This window comes from Alkalinema pantanalense CENA528, from assembly GCF_050753345.1.
Classification (GTDB): domain Bacteria; phylum Cyanobacteriota; class Cyanobacteriia; order Leptolyngbyales; family Leptolyngbyaceae; genus Alkalinema; species Alkalinema pantanalense.
The window spans coordinates 1-14384 of the sequence record NZ_JBLZFX010000067.1 but is presented as its reverse complement, the minus strand read 5'-3'; the positions used below and the strand labels follow the sequence as shown (position 1 = coordinate 14384).

Annotated in this window: 14 protein-coding genes; 11 read left to right on the top strand and 3 right to left on the bottom strand. The window is 49.5% G+C overall.

Going from position 1 to position 14384, the window contains the following annotated elements; translation table 11 throughout:
• Positions 1 to 44 precede the first annotated feature (44 nt).
• The 8 genes from thiD to ACN4EG_RS18780 all read left to right on the top strand — a co-directional run bounded on the left by thiD (position 45) and on the right by ACN4EG_RS18780 (position 5835).
• The gene (thiD, locus tag ACN4EG_RS18815; RefSeq protein ID WP_431631717.1) at positions 45 to 893 is read left to right on the top strand and encodes a bifunctional hydroxymethylpyrimidine kinase/phosphomethylpyrimidine kinase; all 849 of its coding nucleotides are present in this window, start codon (positions 45 to 47) and stop codon (positions 891 to 893) included.
• A gap of 5 nt (positions 894 to 898) precedes the next feature.
• Positions 899 to 1354: a DUF2127 domain-containing protein gene (locus ACN4EG_RS18810; protein ID WP_431631716.1), complete on the top strand. Its 456-nt coding sequence runs from the start codon at positions 899 to 901 to the stop codon at positions 1352 to 1354.
• 92 nt (positions 1355 to 1446) lie between these two features.
• Positions 1447 to 1944, top strand: coding sequence for a DUF427 domain-containing protein (locus ACN4EG_RS18805; RefSeq protein WP_431631715.1), 498 nt, complete (start codon positions 1447 to 1449; stop codon positions 1942 to 1944).
• A gap of 218 nt (positions 1945 to 2162) precedes the next feature.
• Positions 2163 to 3092, top strand: coding sequence for a ribokinase (rbsK, locus tag ACN4EG_RS18800; RefSeq protein WP_431631713.1), 930 nt, complete (start codon positions 2163 to 2165; stop codon positions 3090 to 3092).
• Positions 3093 to 3127: 35 nt separating this feature from the next.
• On the top strand, positions 3128 to 3517 hold the full coding sequence (locus ACN4EG_RS18795) for a 6-pyruvoyl trahydropterin synthase family protein (RefSeq protein WP_431631711.1): 390 nt from the start codon (positions 3128 to 3130) through the stop codon (positions 3515 to 3517).
• 178 nt (positions 3518 to 3695) lie between these two features.
• Positions 3696 to 4370 carry a 7-carboxy-7-deazaguanine synthase QueE gene (locus ACN4EG_RS18790; protein ID WP_431631710.1) on the top strand — a complete coding sequence of 225 codons (675 nt, stop codon included), beginning with the start codon at positions 3696 to 3698 and terminating at the stop codon, positions 4368 to 4370.
• 386 nt (positions 4371 to 4756) lie between these two features.
• Entirely contained in the window at positions 4757 to 4975 is a 219-nt protein-coding gene (locus ACN4EG_RS18785; protein WP_431631708.1) for a hypothetical protein, read from the top strand.
• Positions 4976 to 5370: 395 nt separating this feature from the next.
• Positions 5371 to 5835, top strand: a complete 465-nt coding sequence (locus ACN4EG_RS18780; RefSeq protein ID WP_431631707.1) for a hypothetical protein — start codon at positions 5371 to 5373, stop codon at positions 5833 to 5835.
• Positions 5836 to 5866: 31 nt separating this feature from the next.
• Here the strand turns inward: ACN4EG_RS18780 and ACN4EG_RS18775 are convergent, their stop codons facing one another.
• Together ACN4EG_RS18775 and malQ are read right to left on the bottom strand one after the other, a co-directional pair.
• Positions 5867 to 6211: a hypothetical protein gene (locus ACN4EG_RS18775; protein WP_431631706.1), complete on the bottom strand. Its 345-nt coding sequence runs from the start codon at positions 6209 to 6211 to the stop codon at positions 5867 to 5869.
• 124 nt (positions 6212 to 6335) lie between these two features.
• Positions 6336 to 7928, bottom strand: a complete 1593-nt coding sequence (gene malQ / locus ACN4EG_RS18770; protein WP_431631705.1) for a 4-alpha-glucanotransferase — start codon at positions 7926 to 7928, stop codon at positions 6336 to 6338.
• 729 nt (positions 7929 to 8657) lie between these two features.
• Between malQ and ACN4EG_RS18765 the strand changes: the two genes are divergently transcribed.
• Positions 8658 to 9041, top strand: coding sequence for a hypothetical protein (locus ACN4EG_RS18765; protein ID WP_431631704.1), 384 nt, complete (start codon positions 8658 to 8660; stop codon positions 9039 to 9041).
• 651 nt (positions 9042 to 9692) lie between these two features.
• Positions 9693 to 11936, top strand: a complete 2244-nt coding sequence (locus ACN4EG_RS18760; RefSeq protein WP_431631703.1) for a S8 family peptidase — start codon at positions 9693 to 9695, stop codon at positions 11934 to 11936.
• 166 nt (positions 11937 to 12102) lie between these two features.
• Here ACN4EG_RS18760 and ACN4EG_RS18755 read toward each other — a convergent pair whose 3' ends face one another.
• Positions 12103 to 13284 (bottom strand): RtcB family protein, encoded by a 1182-nt coding sequence (locus ACN4EG_RS18755; RefSeq protein WP_431631701.1) that lies wholly within the window; start codon positions 13282 to 13284, stop codon positions 12103 to 12105.
• Between the two features lie 374 nt (positions 13285 to 13658).
• On the opposite strand from ACN4EG_RS18755, the gene ACN4EG_RS18750 reads away from it, so the two are divergent.
• Positions 13659 to 14297 carry a sulfite exporter TauE/SafE family protein gene (locus ACN4EG_RS18750; RefSeq protein ID WP_431631699.1) on the top strand — a complete coding sequence of 213 codons (639 nt, stop codon included), beginning with the start codon at positions 13659 to 13661 and terminating at the stop codon, positions 14295 to 14297.
• The last annotated feature ends 87 nt before the right edge of the window (positions 14298 to 14384 follow it).

Here is a 14384-nt window from a genome sequence, read left to right as displayed (position 1 = left end):
ACAGTCTATTGCTTGTCCTCTATTGCTTGAGTCAGTAACTTCATATGTCCCTACAAGCTTCGCCCATCCCCCCGATCGTTTTAACGATCGCAGGTTCTGATAGTGGTGGTGGAGCAGGTATTCAAGCCGACTTAAAAACCTTTGCTTTCCATCGGGTACATGGGACTAGTGCCCTAACCTGTGTGACGGCCCAAAATACCCTTGGGGTAACACGGGTTGAAGCATTGCCCCCCGAAGCAGTGCTGGCCCAAGTCGAAGCGATCGTCCAAGATATGACTGTGCAAGCGGTCAAAACGGGGATGCTTCTGAACCAGGGAATTATGCTGGCAGTCACAGAAATTGTCCAGCAACTGGCTTTTCAGAATTTAGTGGTGGATCCCGTCATGGTGTCACGGGCGGGGGTGCAACTGATTGGAGATGACGCGATCGAAACACTCCGCGATCGCCTCCTCCCCCTCGCAGCGATCGCCACGCCCAATCGTTACGAAGCGCAAATTTTAACGGGTGTGGCCATCCATGACCTAGCGGGGATGAAGGCCGCCGCCCAGCAGATGCACCAACTGGGGCCTAAGGCTGTTTTGATCAAAGGCGGTGGCATGACCGGGGAACTGCGGGGTGTGGATGTGTGGTTTGATGGGAGCCGTCTGGAAGTACTACGAACCCAGTGTGTGGATACCCCTCATACCCACGGTACAGGGTGCACGTTGTCCGCTGCGATCGCAGCCAACTTAGCATTGGGCAAGGATTTATTTACTGCAACCTGCAAAGCCAAAGATTACGTCACACAGGCTTTGGGATATTCGCTCAATATTGGTCAAGGCCAAGGCCCGGTAGGTCATTTCTTTCCGTTATTAACGCCGCCAACTGTGTCATCAACTGTGGATGGAGGTTAGGACGCTTGTCAAGGCATAGGCCCAAGGGACTGATTGCGATCGTATTTTACAAATGTTTTGTTGCAGGGCTACTGTTTACAACCGCGATCGCGCTACTTTTCACCCTAAAAGATCATGCACAATTGGCTGACTTTTCCCAAGCCTACTTATTAGAAAGTAAACACCGAATTCTTAGTACGTTAGTGGATCATTTGCTGAATTTCAGTCCTAAAACGTTACAGCTGAGTGGATTGGGTGCATTGGCCTATTCGGGTGTGACGATCGTGGAAGCGGTTGGGCTATGGTACCGCAAGCTCTGGGCAGAATGGCTGGTGATTATTTTGGTGGGAACCAGTGTCCCGTTTGAGTTATACGAATTAGTCCATGGGTTTTCTCTACTCAAAGTTCTAGTGCTTGGCGTCAATTTAGCAGTTCTGTTCTATCTCATCCAACAACTTCGCAAACAATATGCTAAGCATTAGGCTCAATCGTTAGCCTAATATTTAGCTAAGCATTCCAACTTCTATCCACGTCTCTCCTCTTTCACAGACGGGTTAACCGCCCCCACGACGTTATGCAAAGACCACAACCCATTCCCCCTAACCCTGGACAAGAGTCTGTTTGGGACTATCCCCGTCCCCCTCGGTTAGAGCCAACCCAGAAGCATCTTCAAGTAATTTGTCATGGGGTGACGGTGGCGGATACTCGCCGAGCCTATCGCGTGTTGGAAACCAGTCATCCTCCGGTATACTATATTCCCCCGGAAGATATTAACCAGACCTACCTGTTACCTTCGGCAAGAACAACATTTTGCGAGTGGAAAGGACAGGGCAGCTATTACACGTTGACGATCGAGAATGTCCAACACCCCGACATTGCTTGGTACTATTCCGATCCGACCCCAGCCTTTGCAGCCATTAAAAATTATGTGGCCTTCTATGCGGCTCCCATGGATGCCTGCTATGTGGATGGCGAAAAGGTAACGCCCCAACCCGGTGGCTTCTACGGCGGTTGGATCACGCAGGATATTGTGGGGCCATTTAAGGGCGAGCCGGGATCTTGGGGTTGGTAAGGAAACAGCGTACAAATAAAATCCTAATTGGGTAGGGGGTAGGAGGGTAAAAGGGTAGGAGAGTAAAAGGGTAGGAGAGTAAAAGGGTAAAAGGGTAGAAGGGTAGGGGGGACGAAGAGGGGATATTATTGGCAAATCCCTAGGCAGAATCGGGAGGTTTTGCGGCTGGTAGAATTGGGGGTTAATGCACTTTAAACGTCTGAGCTGGCGATCTGGATATGACGATCGTTGTTTTTGGCAGCCTCAACATGGATCTGGTAACCCAGGTACCACGCTTGCCCCAAGCGGGAGAAACGCTAATGGGACACCAATTTTTCACGACGCCCGGTGGCAAAGGGGCAAATCAAGCCGTTGCCGCTGCCAAGTTAGGGATTCCAACGGCAATGGTGGGGCGGGTGGGGAATGATGGCTTTGGGCAGGAACTGTTAGCCAGTTTGCAGTCCTACGGGGTAGATACGGGGGCGATCGCGATCGATCCAGAGATTCATTCCGGGGTGGCGGTGATTACCGTGGCGGATACCGGAGAAAATCAAATTTTGGGCGTTTTTGGGGCGAATGATCGGGTGTCTACACCGGAAGTACAGCGGTTGTCCCCCTTGTTGCCCACTGCGAAGGTTCTTTTACTCCAACTTGAAGTAGCGATCGATGCGGTGCGACAGGCGGCTCAGGCGGCCCACCAAGCGGGGGTTTGTGTGATTTTGGATCCTGCTCCGGTTCCTGGGGAGACGATCGAGGATTTGTATCCCTATGTAGATATTTTGGTGCCGAACGAGGTGGAAGCGAGCCAGTTGACGGGGATTGGGGTGAATTCGCCGGAGACGGCCCAGCAAGCGGCCCAGCAGTTGCAAGCCCGAGGAGCCCAAACGGTGATTGTGAAACTGGGGGCTCAGGGTGCATTTTGTCTGACACCGGATGGGGAATTTTTTGTGCCTGCGTTTCCGGTGACGGCGATCGATTCCGTGGCGGCGGGGGATGCCTTTGCGGGGGGATTGGCGACGGCGATCGTAGAAGGGAAGGCACTGCGGGATGCGGTGGTCTGGGGATCTGTGGCAGGGGCTTTGGCAACAACTCGACGGGGAGCGCAGGTGGCCATGGCCGATCGGACGGAATTTGATGCCTTCCTACAAACGGTTTCCAGGGCAGGTTAGGTAAGATTGGTTAGGTCATTGTCGTTATTTCCCCCATGCCTCGCTGGAAACTTGCCACTGAATTTAATTTTTCGGCTGCCCACCAAATCCGGGACTACAACGGGCCTTGCGGTCGGCTCCATGGTCACACCTATACGGTGAAGCTGGAGGCGACGAGCGATCGGCTCCATGGGTCGGAATATTGTCCCCATCCAGTGATGGTGGCGGATTTTCGGACGTTACGTTGGGCGAAGAAGGATGTGACGAAGGGGGGACTGGATCACTGTGTGCTGAATGAAGTCATGCCGCCGGAGTATGAGACGACTGCGGAAATGATTGCTAAGTATATCTACGACAAGACCAAGAAGATGTTGCCCGATGGGGTGAAGCTGAATGTGTCGGTTTCTGAGTCGCCAAATTCTTGGGCGGAGTATACGGATGATTAAGTAGCGGTTGCAATGGCGGCTAGACCTGAAAAGTCTCGCTAAGTCCCAGTAAGTCTCGCTCAGTCTAGGGGGATGAACTCGATCGAGGGTTGTCAACAAATAGAGGCGTGTCAGAAAATTACACGGCTCTATTTTTCGGCTTTGGTTACATTTAAGGTGTTGTTTCAGGGGTTTTGTTATGGTTTCTTTGCCTAATACATCTAATGCTATCGCTAGCAATCGAGCAGTAGAGAACGATCGCGGATCTACAGGATTGCAGACAGTATTTCCGATCGTGGAGACATTTCAATCGGTTCAGGGGGAGGGAGCTTGGGTTGGAGCAAATGCATTTTTTATTCGACTTGCGTTGTGTGATGTGGGTTGTCCTTGGTGTGATACGAAGATTTCCTGGAGTGATAAGCGTCATCCTCGGCGCAGCATTGTGGATTTAGTTACGGAAGCGCAATCTTGTCATCCCGGTTTTGTGGTGATTACGGGGGGCGAACCGTTGATGCATGATTTAACGGACTTGACGGAGACATTGCAGCAAGCGGGTTTGCGGGTGCATTTGGAAACGTCGGGTTCCCATCCGTTAACGGGAAAGTTTGATTGGATTACGCTATCGCCGAAGCCGTTTAAGCCGCCTATTGCGGAGATTTATCCCCACATCCATGAGTTGAAGGTGGTGATTTCTCAGCCTGAGGATTTTGCTTGGGCGGAGGAACAGTCGGCGAAAACGCCGGAATCGGTGGTGCGCTATTTGCAGCCGGAGTGGACGAGTGCGGAGAGCCAAAAGTTAGTGTTTGATTATGTGCTGGCGCATCCCCAGTGGCGGATTAGTTTGCAAACCCATAAGTTGTTGGGGGTGCGTTAGGGGGGGGGAGGAGTCTCGATCGGTCTGCAATCGCGATCGGTCTAGAAAATTCTACGATCGAAGCAAAGTTAATATTTTTTGATGCTATACGGTTGACTTGGATGGGGTTTATCCGTAGTGTAGTTTGTCATAGCGATTTCCATGGACATCCTTCTTAGATTGGACGAGTTGGCATGAAGCATGGAGCGCTGGGTTCCCAAAAATTTAGGGCACTACTCGGGATTGCTGGTCACAAGCCCAAGTAGCTATTCCCCCTCGCTGGTTCCGCAGCAAGGAGGCTTGTTGAGAATTGTACATTCGATCGAGCCACTCTTGTTTGTGATGTCAAACGGGGTGGCTCTAAATTTTGGGGCTTCTTAGGTTCACTACAAGGAGAAGCTCACAATATGGCGAAAGGTTCTAGCGATCGTGGCGATCGTTCAGTTCAACATGAGAAACAACGCTTACAGTTCCACTTAATTGGTCATCCAGAATTCATTCAAGATACGATTAATCAATTGCATGTCCATCGCATTGCAGACAGGATTCATTGGAGTCAACCGATGAAGATTTTGCATTCCGACGGGCAATACATCAGCATCCTCAGTCGCGAACGGCAGCAGTAACAGTTGTAGCCTGAGTTTCCTACAGATTGCGTTGATTCTTTCGCAGTCTGTGGGTACTTTGAATAGGTATTTTAAATCAAGAATTCCCTCACCATCAGCCAACCTCCGATACACCAACAGACCTTTACACAACGTGAGTTCGATGAATTCGGGATTTCGATGAATTCGGGATGTGGCGCGATCGTCGGGGCTGCTGCGCAGTGAAGATCGGGGAACTTATCCCCTCAAGGCAGTTTGCTCTAGCATGGCGTCAGAGAAACCGCCTTGTCCCCTACAATGTCACGGGACTCTACTCCCCCGACACCCAAGTGAATTCTGTGTCTCAGCACAGGAAATTTGTGGAGGACAATTTTGCGGGTCGAACTTACATTTACACAAAACTCGGAGACGTTCCCATGATCTACAGTGTTTTCCTGGCCATGATTGCCGTACCAGAACTGGTCAAAGGATTGCTCATTCTGAATCTGATACTCTCACCACTGACAGTCTGCCTGACGTTCTACATCGCGATTATGGGTGGCAGTAATCCGGACTCACCGGGTTTTCTGCGTTCATTCGGCATTACCGCAGGTTTTATCTACGGAACCCCGATCGGTCTACTAGTCTGGCTGATCGTGATAGGTAAGTTCTTCGACTTAATATTTCAGATCACGCCGATCGTCAATCCATCCGTATCCTGTCTCAGCATTTTCATTGCTGCTGTACTGTTTGTTGTTGCAGGGAATGTTTTTATTGATCACTTATATCAATTTAAGCAAGGCAATTACATGATTTCTATTGTTGCCCTGCTTATGACACTGCTCTATGCTATGACATTATATTTTTTCGCAAAGATTCCTATCCCATGGCTTGCAATGTAACGCACCATGGCTTGGCGGGATGCCGAAGGCGCTACCAACGCAAACGTCCAGTCGTCACAAACTTATAACCCGTCACAAACGCCAACGCCGAAACCAAAAACGTCCATAGCGAAGTCGGCTTGACCACAATGCCCCCGCTAACAAACGCCAGAACAATCCCCACCCCCACCAAAATCCAGCCAATCTCCCGATTGCTCGATCGCTCAGACACCAAAAAAAAGACCCCAGACAGAACCGTCAGAATCGATCCCGTCGCTGGAATCGCCTTCCACCAGTAACCCGCTGTCTGGGTTGTAAAAATAACGTTCTGGCCGAGGAAATAAACCCCTGCCAGAATGAGGGCAAAACCAACCAATTGACTGAGGAACCGAGTCATAGAATGCAACAACGTCACAATTTCTTCGACTACATTCTAACCGACAGGCTTTCCTGAGATTCCATGGAAGAAATTGCAGAAGCAATTACAGTCGAATCGGTTGATGATGCCTGGACTGGCACAATTAGCGGGGCAAACGGCCAAACCGATCGGTCATCCGGTGCAAGCGATCGCGAATCCAATCCGTTTGAATCGCCTCCTCCCGATAGCGCCAGCCCCAGTTGCCCTCCGGTTGCCCCGGATAATTCATCCGCGCATCCGAACCCAACCCAAAAAGATCCTGAAACGGAATAATCGCTAAATTAGCCACCGAACTCAAAGCCACCCGAATCAAATCCCAGTGGATCCCATAGGGACTCACCGCCCCAATGTGCACCAGCAGATTATCCCGCTCCCAATCATTCAATTTCTCAAACCAGCCCACCGTCGTATCATTGTCGTGGGTTCCGGTATAGACCAAACAATTGCGAGGATAGTTAAACGGTAAAAAGCAATTTCCTGGATCCGACCCAAAGGCGAAATGTAACACCTTCATGCCCGGAAATTCAAACTTATCCCGCAACGCTTCCACCTCAGGCGTAATCACGCCCAAATCCTCTGCCAGAATCGGCAACTTACCCAGCTTTTCCCGCAGCACCGTAAAGAATTCATCGCCAGGAGCCTTGACCCAGCCTCCATTCATCGCCGTTTCTTCCCCTTCCGGCACCGACCAAAAGGCTTCAAACCCACGAAAGTGATCAATCCGAATCCAATCCACCAGATCCAGCATGGCCTCAAAACGCTGAATCCACCAGGCAAAGCCCGTTTGCTGAAGGTACTCCCAGTTGTAGACCGGATTTCCCCATAACTGCCCCGTTTCGCTGAAATAGTCTGGTGGAACGCCCGCCATCTGAGACACCACCCCGGTATCTTCATCCAAGGAAAAGTTTTTCGGCTGCGCCCACACATCAGAACTGTCATGGGCCACATAGATAGGAATATCGCCGATGATTTGAACCCGACGATCGGCAGCATAGGCTTTAATTGCTTGCCATTGCCGGAAAAACTCAAACTGTAGATATTTTTGGAAGGCAACTTCAGCTTGCAGCGTTTGCGACCATTGCATCATCGCATCCGGTTTACGCCAGGCAATCTCCTTCGGCCACTCATACCAACTCTGACCATCATGGGCAATTTTCAGCGCCATAAATAACGCATAGTCGTCTAACCAAGACGCTTTCGTATGACAAAAGTCTTCAAAATCGACCCAATAATGAACCACTTCCGGCTCTGTCGTTTCTAGGGCCGGTTCCTCAGCCGCATCTTCCACCACCACGATCGGCTTTGGTTCTGGTTTTGGCCCAGGTACCGCGATCGTCTGAAACTGATACCACGCTTTTCGGTAGAGGGGATACTTGGTAGCAATCACGCGATCGAAATCGATCGTATCCAAGGGGAACTCAGGATAATGGGCCAAATCATTTTCATCCAGCAAACCCTGTTGCTGCAAAATATCTAAACTAATGAGCAGTGGATTCCCAGCCAATGCCGAGTAGCACATGTAGGGAGAATTGCCAAAACTAGTCGGCCCTAGGGGCAGAACTTGCCAAAATTGCTGTCCAGCCCCTGCGAGAAAATCCAGAAATTGTCGGGCAGAAGCGCCTAAATCACCAATCCCGAAGCGACTGGGAAAGGAGGTTGGATGAAGCAAAACGCCACTGGCGCGATAAGAGAGCATAGTCGTTCACAGGTTCCCGTTTCACAGGTTGTCAGCCAAAGGCAGCATAGCATAGGGCATTGGAGGCGGAACGTAACTAATCCCACAGTCCCCATGCCCGCTCTTCTGGCCCAGCATAGGAAGCGGAGTTAACCTCAAATTCTCGCAATACTGATCACCAATCTTCTGACAATCTTTTAATTGTCTTAACCTCAGCATTACCTAAAAATCGAGTCATGTATAATAGATAGGGTCAACTGATCCAATAAAGCAATTCAAATATGTACAAATTCCACGCAGTTACTTAACTTAAAGCAGAGAAAATAAGGAAAACTATCTGCAAACTATGATTAAGCAAAGGATTAAGCAAGATTGAGAATACTTTTGATTTGTTACGCTTAGATCCATCCCTCGTTCTATTCAGCGATCGGTCATGATTTTAGCGAGTCATAGTCGGTCATGAGGTCATAGCAGATTGCTTCCGGTAATCGTAATGAGTGATTGAAGTGATTTCTATGCAGCTTTGCTGTGTAGCTTTCTACGTTGGGTTTTCTGGGAATCGTTTGATGCTGTAGTTGAGTGCATTCGATCGGGCTTTGAGTTGTCGATTCTAAGGTTAGGGTCAATGGAATAACTACCGACATGATTTGGTTTGACTCAGCTTATTTAACTCAGACTATTCAACATTGCATTAGACAGCGCGTTCAGTCTCTTTAGCCCCCTTTAGATTCCTGTGAGAGGAATTCCGCTATGTTCTCACATTTCAACGAGCAGCCATCTCAGCCGTCGTACCAGGGGCACATCTCCCTGGAACCCGTTTTAGTGCCCAGTCTTCCCTCCGCTTGTCAAGATGGTCTCTGCATTGGGGAAGTAGAAGGGTTGCTGAAGCAGTCCATTGCAGCGCTGCAATGTGCGGCGGCTCAAATTCAGCCACAGTCTACCTCCCGCGATGTGATTTTGAGCCTCGATCGGATGAAAGCAGAGATTCTCGACATCTACGTCATGCTAGAGCATATCAAGAAAGAATCCCTGAGACAGTCTGCTGATCGTTCCTTGTCTCCCCAAGTAACCACGGATTTACAAGGGTTGATCGATCGCATTCAGCAATTAATGGTTGGTGTCGCGCAATCTTAGTGATGGGCGAGTGGTCTGTATCTGGCTTGCTCTGCATCCCCAGTTTGGGTGACGTGCTCTGTTGATTCAATATTTAGTCAACCTAAATATTAAATTACCCAAAGGGGTAAGTTCCATCTATCCGAATATCGATCAGAATGGTAGTGATCGTAACGCTTCACTTCGGGTAAACCCCATTGGATTGAGTTTCCCCTACTGGATTGAGCTTAATAGTGGGCGTCACGCTGCGCTTGATGTAAAAAATCAAGTCTGGGTTAGAAAATCAAGTCGGAAAGTTAGGTTAGTTAATCCGGCTTGAAATCAGGTTCGTTCTTGGAGTCAGGTTCGTTCCATTTGTGGTTCCCTAATCTTTCGCTGAACATTGCACAAAGAGCCGTGATGTAAGTTATTTCGATTTTTAACCCGTTGTCTGAACAGGTTGTTCTACCGAGGTGGAAAAATTTAAGGCGTTTTTCATCTCCGACAACCTTTGAGGTCAGTTTTGAGTTCTTAATCTATTCCTTCGTGGTTTAGATGAAGATCGATCGAGGTTTTTTCTTTATTTGGTTTTACTTCAACTGCATTAATAGTTGAGTTATATGTTGAATTCCTAGATGCAATTCAGCATATGACATTTTTGTTTGTCTAATTAATCCTTAGGAGTTTATGGCTATGACAACTCAGCTAGCCCCCGATGCGTCGCAGACGTTTTACTACGCTGATGGCCAACGCATTCCGATCGCTCCCTCGCAAACGTTTATTGCGGTGCGTCCCGATCGTGCCAGTTCCATGAATGCATCGGCGGATGTGCATCAGCTAGCCAGCAACTTAGTTGAAAACGATCCGACAAGTGAAGTGTTTGAACTACCGCAATATAACTTAGCGGTTATTCGGGTGAACGAAAATCGAAGTGCTTCACCTGCCTTTGCCAGTGCCCATAGCATTGCCTCCTTTGTCACTGCGCAACCGGAAATGACCCTGGGGCCATCGGTCTATGAAGTTGCTAACGCGGGAACTGAAGAAGGCTTGGTCATTGTCGGCGAAATTCTAGTGAAATTCAAACCGGGTATTGCCACTGCCGATCGCGATCGGCTTTTCCGCGAGAATCACATTACCGTTTTACAAGCAGAATATCCTGAACCAGATTCCTATTTAGTCGGGGTTCAAAATCCAGAAGACACCATTACGATCGCCAATACTCTCCACGAAAGTCAACTCACAGAATATGCCCAACCCAACTTTGTTCGTCTCACGCAGCGGCCCAGCGCCCGGGGATTTAGTGGTGGATTGAGTAATGGAGCTTCTGTGATGGCTCCGCCCCTTAAGGTAGAAAGTCCAAAAACCTCACCCAAAGCATCGACTAAACGGGCTAAGTCAGCAACCACTTTAGAGACCCCTACCCTCCAAGCCAGCATTAATGATCCGGGTTTTAGTTCCCAATGGGGATTGCAAAAAGTTAAAGCTCCCGATGCTTGGAACATCACCATGGGGAGTCCCAATATTACGATCGCGGTCATTGATGAAGGCTGCGATTTGCGCCATGAAGATATTGAATACAAGCTCCCCGGCTACGATGCAGTGACCCGCAGTGATAATCCCTCTCCCCAACCTCGGGATGGCCATGGAACATCCTGTGCGGGGGTCGTGGCGGCTAAGGCAAACAACGGCCTTGGGGGGGCAGGCGTTGCACCCAACTGCAAGATTTTGCCCATTCGCATTGCCTACGGCAACGGTCGTGGCTGGGTTACCAGTGATGCCATGATTGCGGACGGCATTCGCACAGCGGTCAATCGAGGGGCTGATGTCCTGTCCAACTCCTGGGGCGGCGGCGCACCCAGTACCGCCATTACTAGCGCGTTCCAGTATGCCCAAACCAATGGGCGGGGCGGCAAAGGCTGCGCGATCGCGATCGCGACAGCCAATTCCGACCTCAATCAAGTGGCCTATCCCGCGAATTTATCCCCAACGATTCCGGGCTTGCTCGCCGTGGGTGCCAGCAACGAATGGGATCAGCGCAAGAGCAAATCCAGCTTGGATGGCGAAAACTGGTGGGGTTCCAATTACGGCCCCGAAGTGGATGTCGTCGCGCCGGGGGTTCATATCTACACGACGGATATCACCGGGGCCGCAGGCTACACGGGCACTAACTACATTCCCAACTTCAACGGCACTTCCTCCGCCACGCCCCACGTCGCTGGGTTGATGGGCTTGATCCTTTCCGCTGACCCCAATTTGCGATCGTGGGAAGTGGAAGACATCATTCACCTTAGCGCCGATGAACTGGGTACCGCAGGCCGCGATCCGGAATATGGCTATGGCCGGATCAACTGCCTCAAAGCGTTGGAAATGATGCGCCCCATCTGGTTTGAACTCAACGCCCAGCCAGAATTTATTGGTGCAGGTCGAGAGTGTTTCATGCGGGTCAGTTTCCGGATTTTCAATCCCAGCTTGAATACGGTTCGCCTAGATTCCGTCACCCTAACGTCCCATACCGATGACTGGACAACGGAAATCGATCGCTTTGAGTACCGTCCCAATCCCGGTAATGTGCTCGATCCGATGGGTAATCAGGATGTCAAATTCAACACCTTACTCCTCAAGGCCAATGGTTCAGAAAGCCAAGGCTGGAGTTACCGTTGGTCGATTAACTGGACGTATACGTTCTGGCGACCGAGTTCTGCACGAACGGCTATGAACGTTCAGCCTAACCCAACTCCGATGAATGAGGCCAATGGAAATAAAGTCAATAGTCAAGTGATTCGAGGGGGAAATGCCGGAACTGGAACCAAAGAAACAACTAACCACAATCCCACGCCCATCCTAAACAATCAAACTGAAGTTACGGGCAGTGATGGGTTAGGGGATACGCTGACGATCGATCGACATAGCAAAACGATTACAATTGTGATTCGTTAGTAACTTCGATCTCGATCGAGCCAAGGGATGAAGCAATGGAGACTCAACCTTTATGCCATCCCTTGACCATGCTTGACAATCAAAATTCTTGACAATAAAAAGGGGAAGCCATGGCTTCCCCAATGCAGTATCTCTCTGACGATCGGTCTAACTTGCAGCAGAAGGGCTATCCCTTAACACAAACGACTTGCTTCAGCGTCGCCACGACTTCCACCAAATCGTTTTGGTTTTCCATCACTTGCTCGATCGGTTTGTACGCCGCTGGAATTTCGTCAATAATGCCTTCATCCTTACGGCATTCAATCCCTTTCGTTTGCTGAACTAAATCATCTAGTGTGTAGGTGCGCTTGGCCTTCGATCGGGATAGCAACCGCCCCGCCCCGTGGGAACAGGAGCAGTAGCTTTCTGCGCAACCTTTACCCCGCACGATATAGGACTTGGCTCCCATGGAACCGGGGATAATCCCCAAATCGCCTTCCTGAGCCCGTACCGCCCCTTTACGAGTCACATAGACCCTTTCGCCGTAGTGGGTTTCCCGTTCTGCGTAGTTATGGTGACAGTTTACCGATAATGTGGGCTTAAACGGCTTACCACCGGCCATATGGCGTTCCATGATTTGCTTAAACCGTGCCATCATAACGTCACGGTTGTATTGAGCATACTGTTGTGCCCATTGCAAATCCCGCCAGTAGGCTGCAAATTCCGGCGTTCCTTCCACAAAGTAGGCAAGTTCCGGATCAGGCAATCGTTCACCCGCCATTTTGGCCAATTCCCGACCGGTGTGGATATGGTTTTTCGCCAACATGTTGCCAATGTTACGGGAACCAGAATGCAGCATCAACCAAACTGAATTTTCTGTGTCAACACAGACTTCAATAAAGTGATTGCCCCCACCCAGGGAACCCATTTGCTTGAGTGCTTTACTTTCCAGATGTTGTACACCTTCATGCAAGTCCTTAAAAGATTTCCAACCCTGCCAATTCAGCACCATTTTATTGGCATCTTTATTTTCGTCAAACCCCACCGGAATCATCGCTTCGATGTCCTGGCGAATTTTCTTAAGCTTGCCTTCTAATTGATCGGCGGTATACGGCGTTTTAATTGCGCACATGCCACAGCCAATATCTACTCCGATCGCAGCGGGAATAATGGCATCTTTTGTGGCAATAACGGAGCCGACCAGTGCACCTTTGCCAAGGTGAACATCGGGCATGAGCGAAACATGTTTGAAAATAAATGGCAAAGACGCTACATTTTTTGCCATTTGAATTTCTTCGTGCCCCAAGTCATGGTTAGCCCAGGACAGAATGGGCGATCGTGTAGATAACTTGAGTTTTTCGTAAGGCATAATCCGGGGCCTCTTAAGGACTGACAGGAAGTTGAACTGACAGGAAGTTGAACTTGCAGGAAGTCCGACTATTTTATTGGTAGCCTCTTTATTTGTAGTACGTGTATTACAAGAATGTCAAGCTAATCATGATGATTCGACGGAAAAGAATTGCTTACACCTGTTTAGACCTGTTATGGAGAGCGGTTGAGTGATTACATGTTGTAGCACGAGTGTCATCTTGCCTTTTGGGGGGCATGACCTTATTGGGGGTCTTTACCGAGATAGATTCACTAGACGATCGCTTATGCAGTATCTCTACAATATGACTTTATAATCAACAGGTAATATAGTGAACCGTGAACAATGATAGGGATACAAAAATAATGTGGATCATGGGTTACTTCTTAGCCATTTGCATTGGGGGCAGCTTAGGATTGCTGGGGGGTGGGGGGTCAGTCTTAGCTCTTCCTGTTTTGGTTTATGTCATGGGAATTGCGCCCAAACCCGCGATCGCCATGACCCTGATCATCGTCGGCACGATTAGCTTATTTGGCAGTATTCCCTATGCTTTGCGAGGCCATTTGAACTTTAAAGCTGCCGGAATTTTTGGATCAGCGACGATGGTAGGAGCCTATCTGGGAGCCAGAATTGCTACGCTCCCCTTTGTCACCAGTGCATTCCAAATGATCTTGTTTAGCCTGCTGATGCTGGTTGCGGCAGGGCTGATGATCTATCGGACAAACCGCGCCGATCGGCAAGACAGTCAGAACCAACTTGAAACCGGAGAATACATCCAACCTGCGTGTAAGTATTGTTGGCTCTGGCTGATGACAGAAGGGATTGCCGTCGGCATACTCACTGGCCTGATTGGGGTCGGTGGTGGATTTGCGATCGTGCCTGCCTTAGTCCTGTTGGGCAAGCTTCCCATGCGGGAGGCGATCGGCACTTCTTTACTCATCATTGCCTGTAACTCCGTTGCCGGTCTCATGGGGTATTTAGGTCACATTAACCTAGTGGAGTGTCAGGATTAATTTTGTGAGTTTGAGCGAGAATGGATTTAGGATCTGATTGGTTCTGAAATCCACTCTTGTAGGAATATCGTATGGGCAAAGTGTACA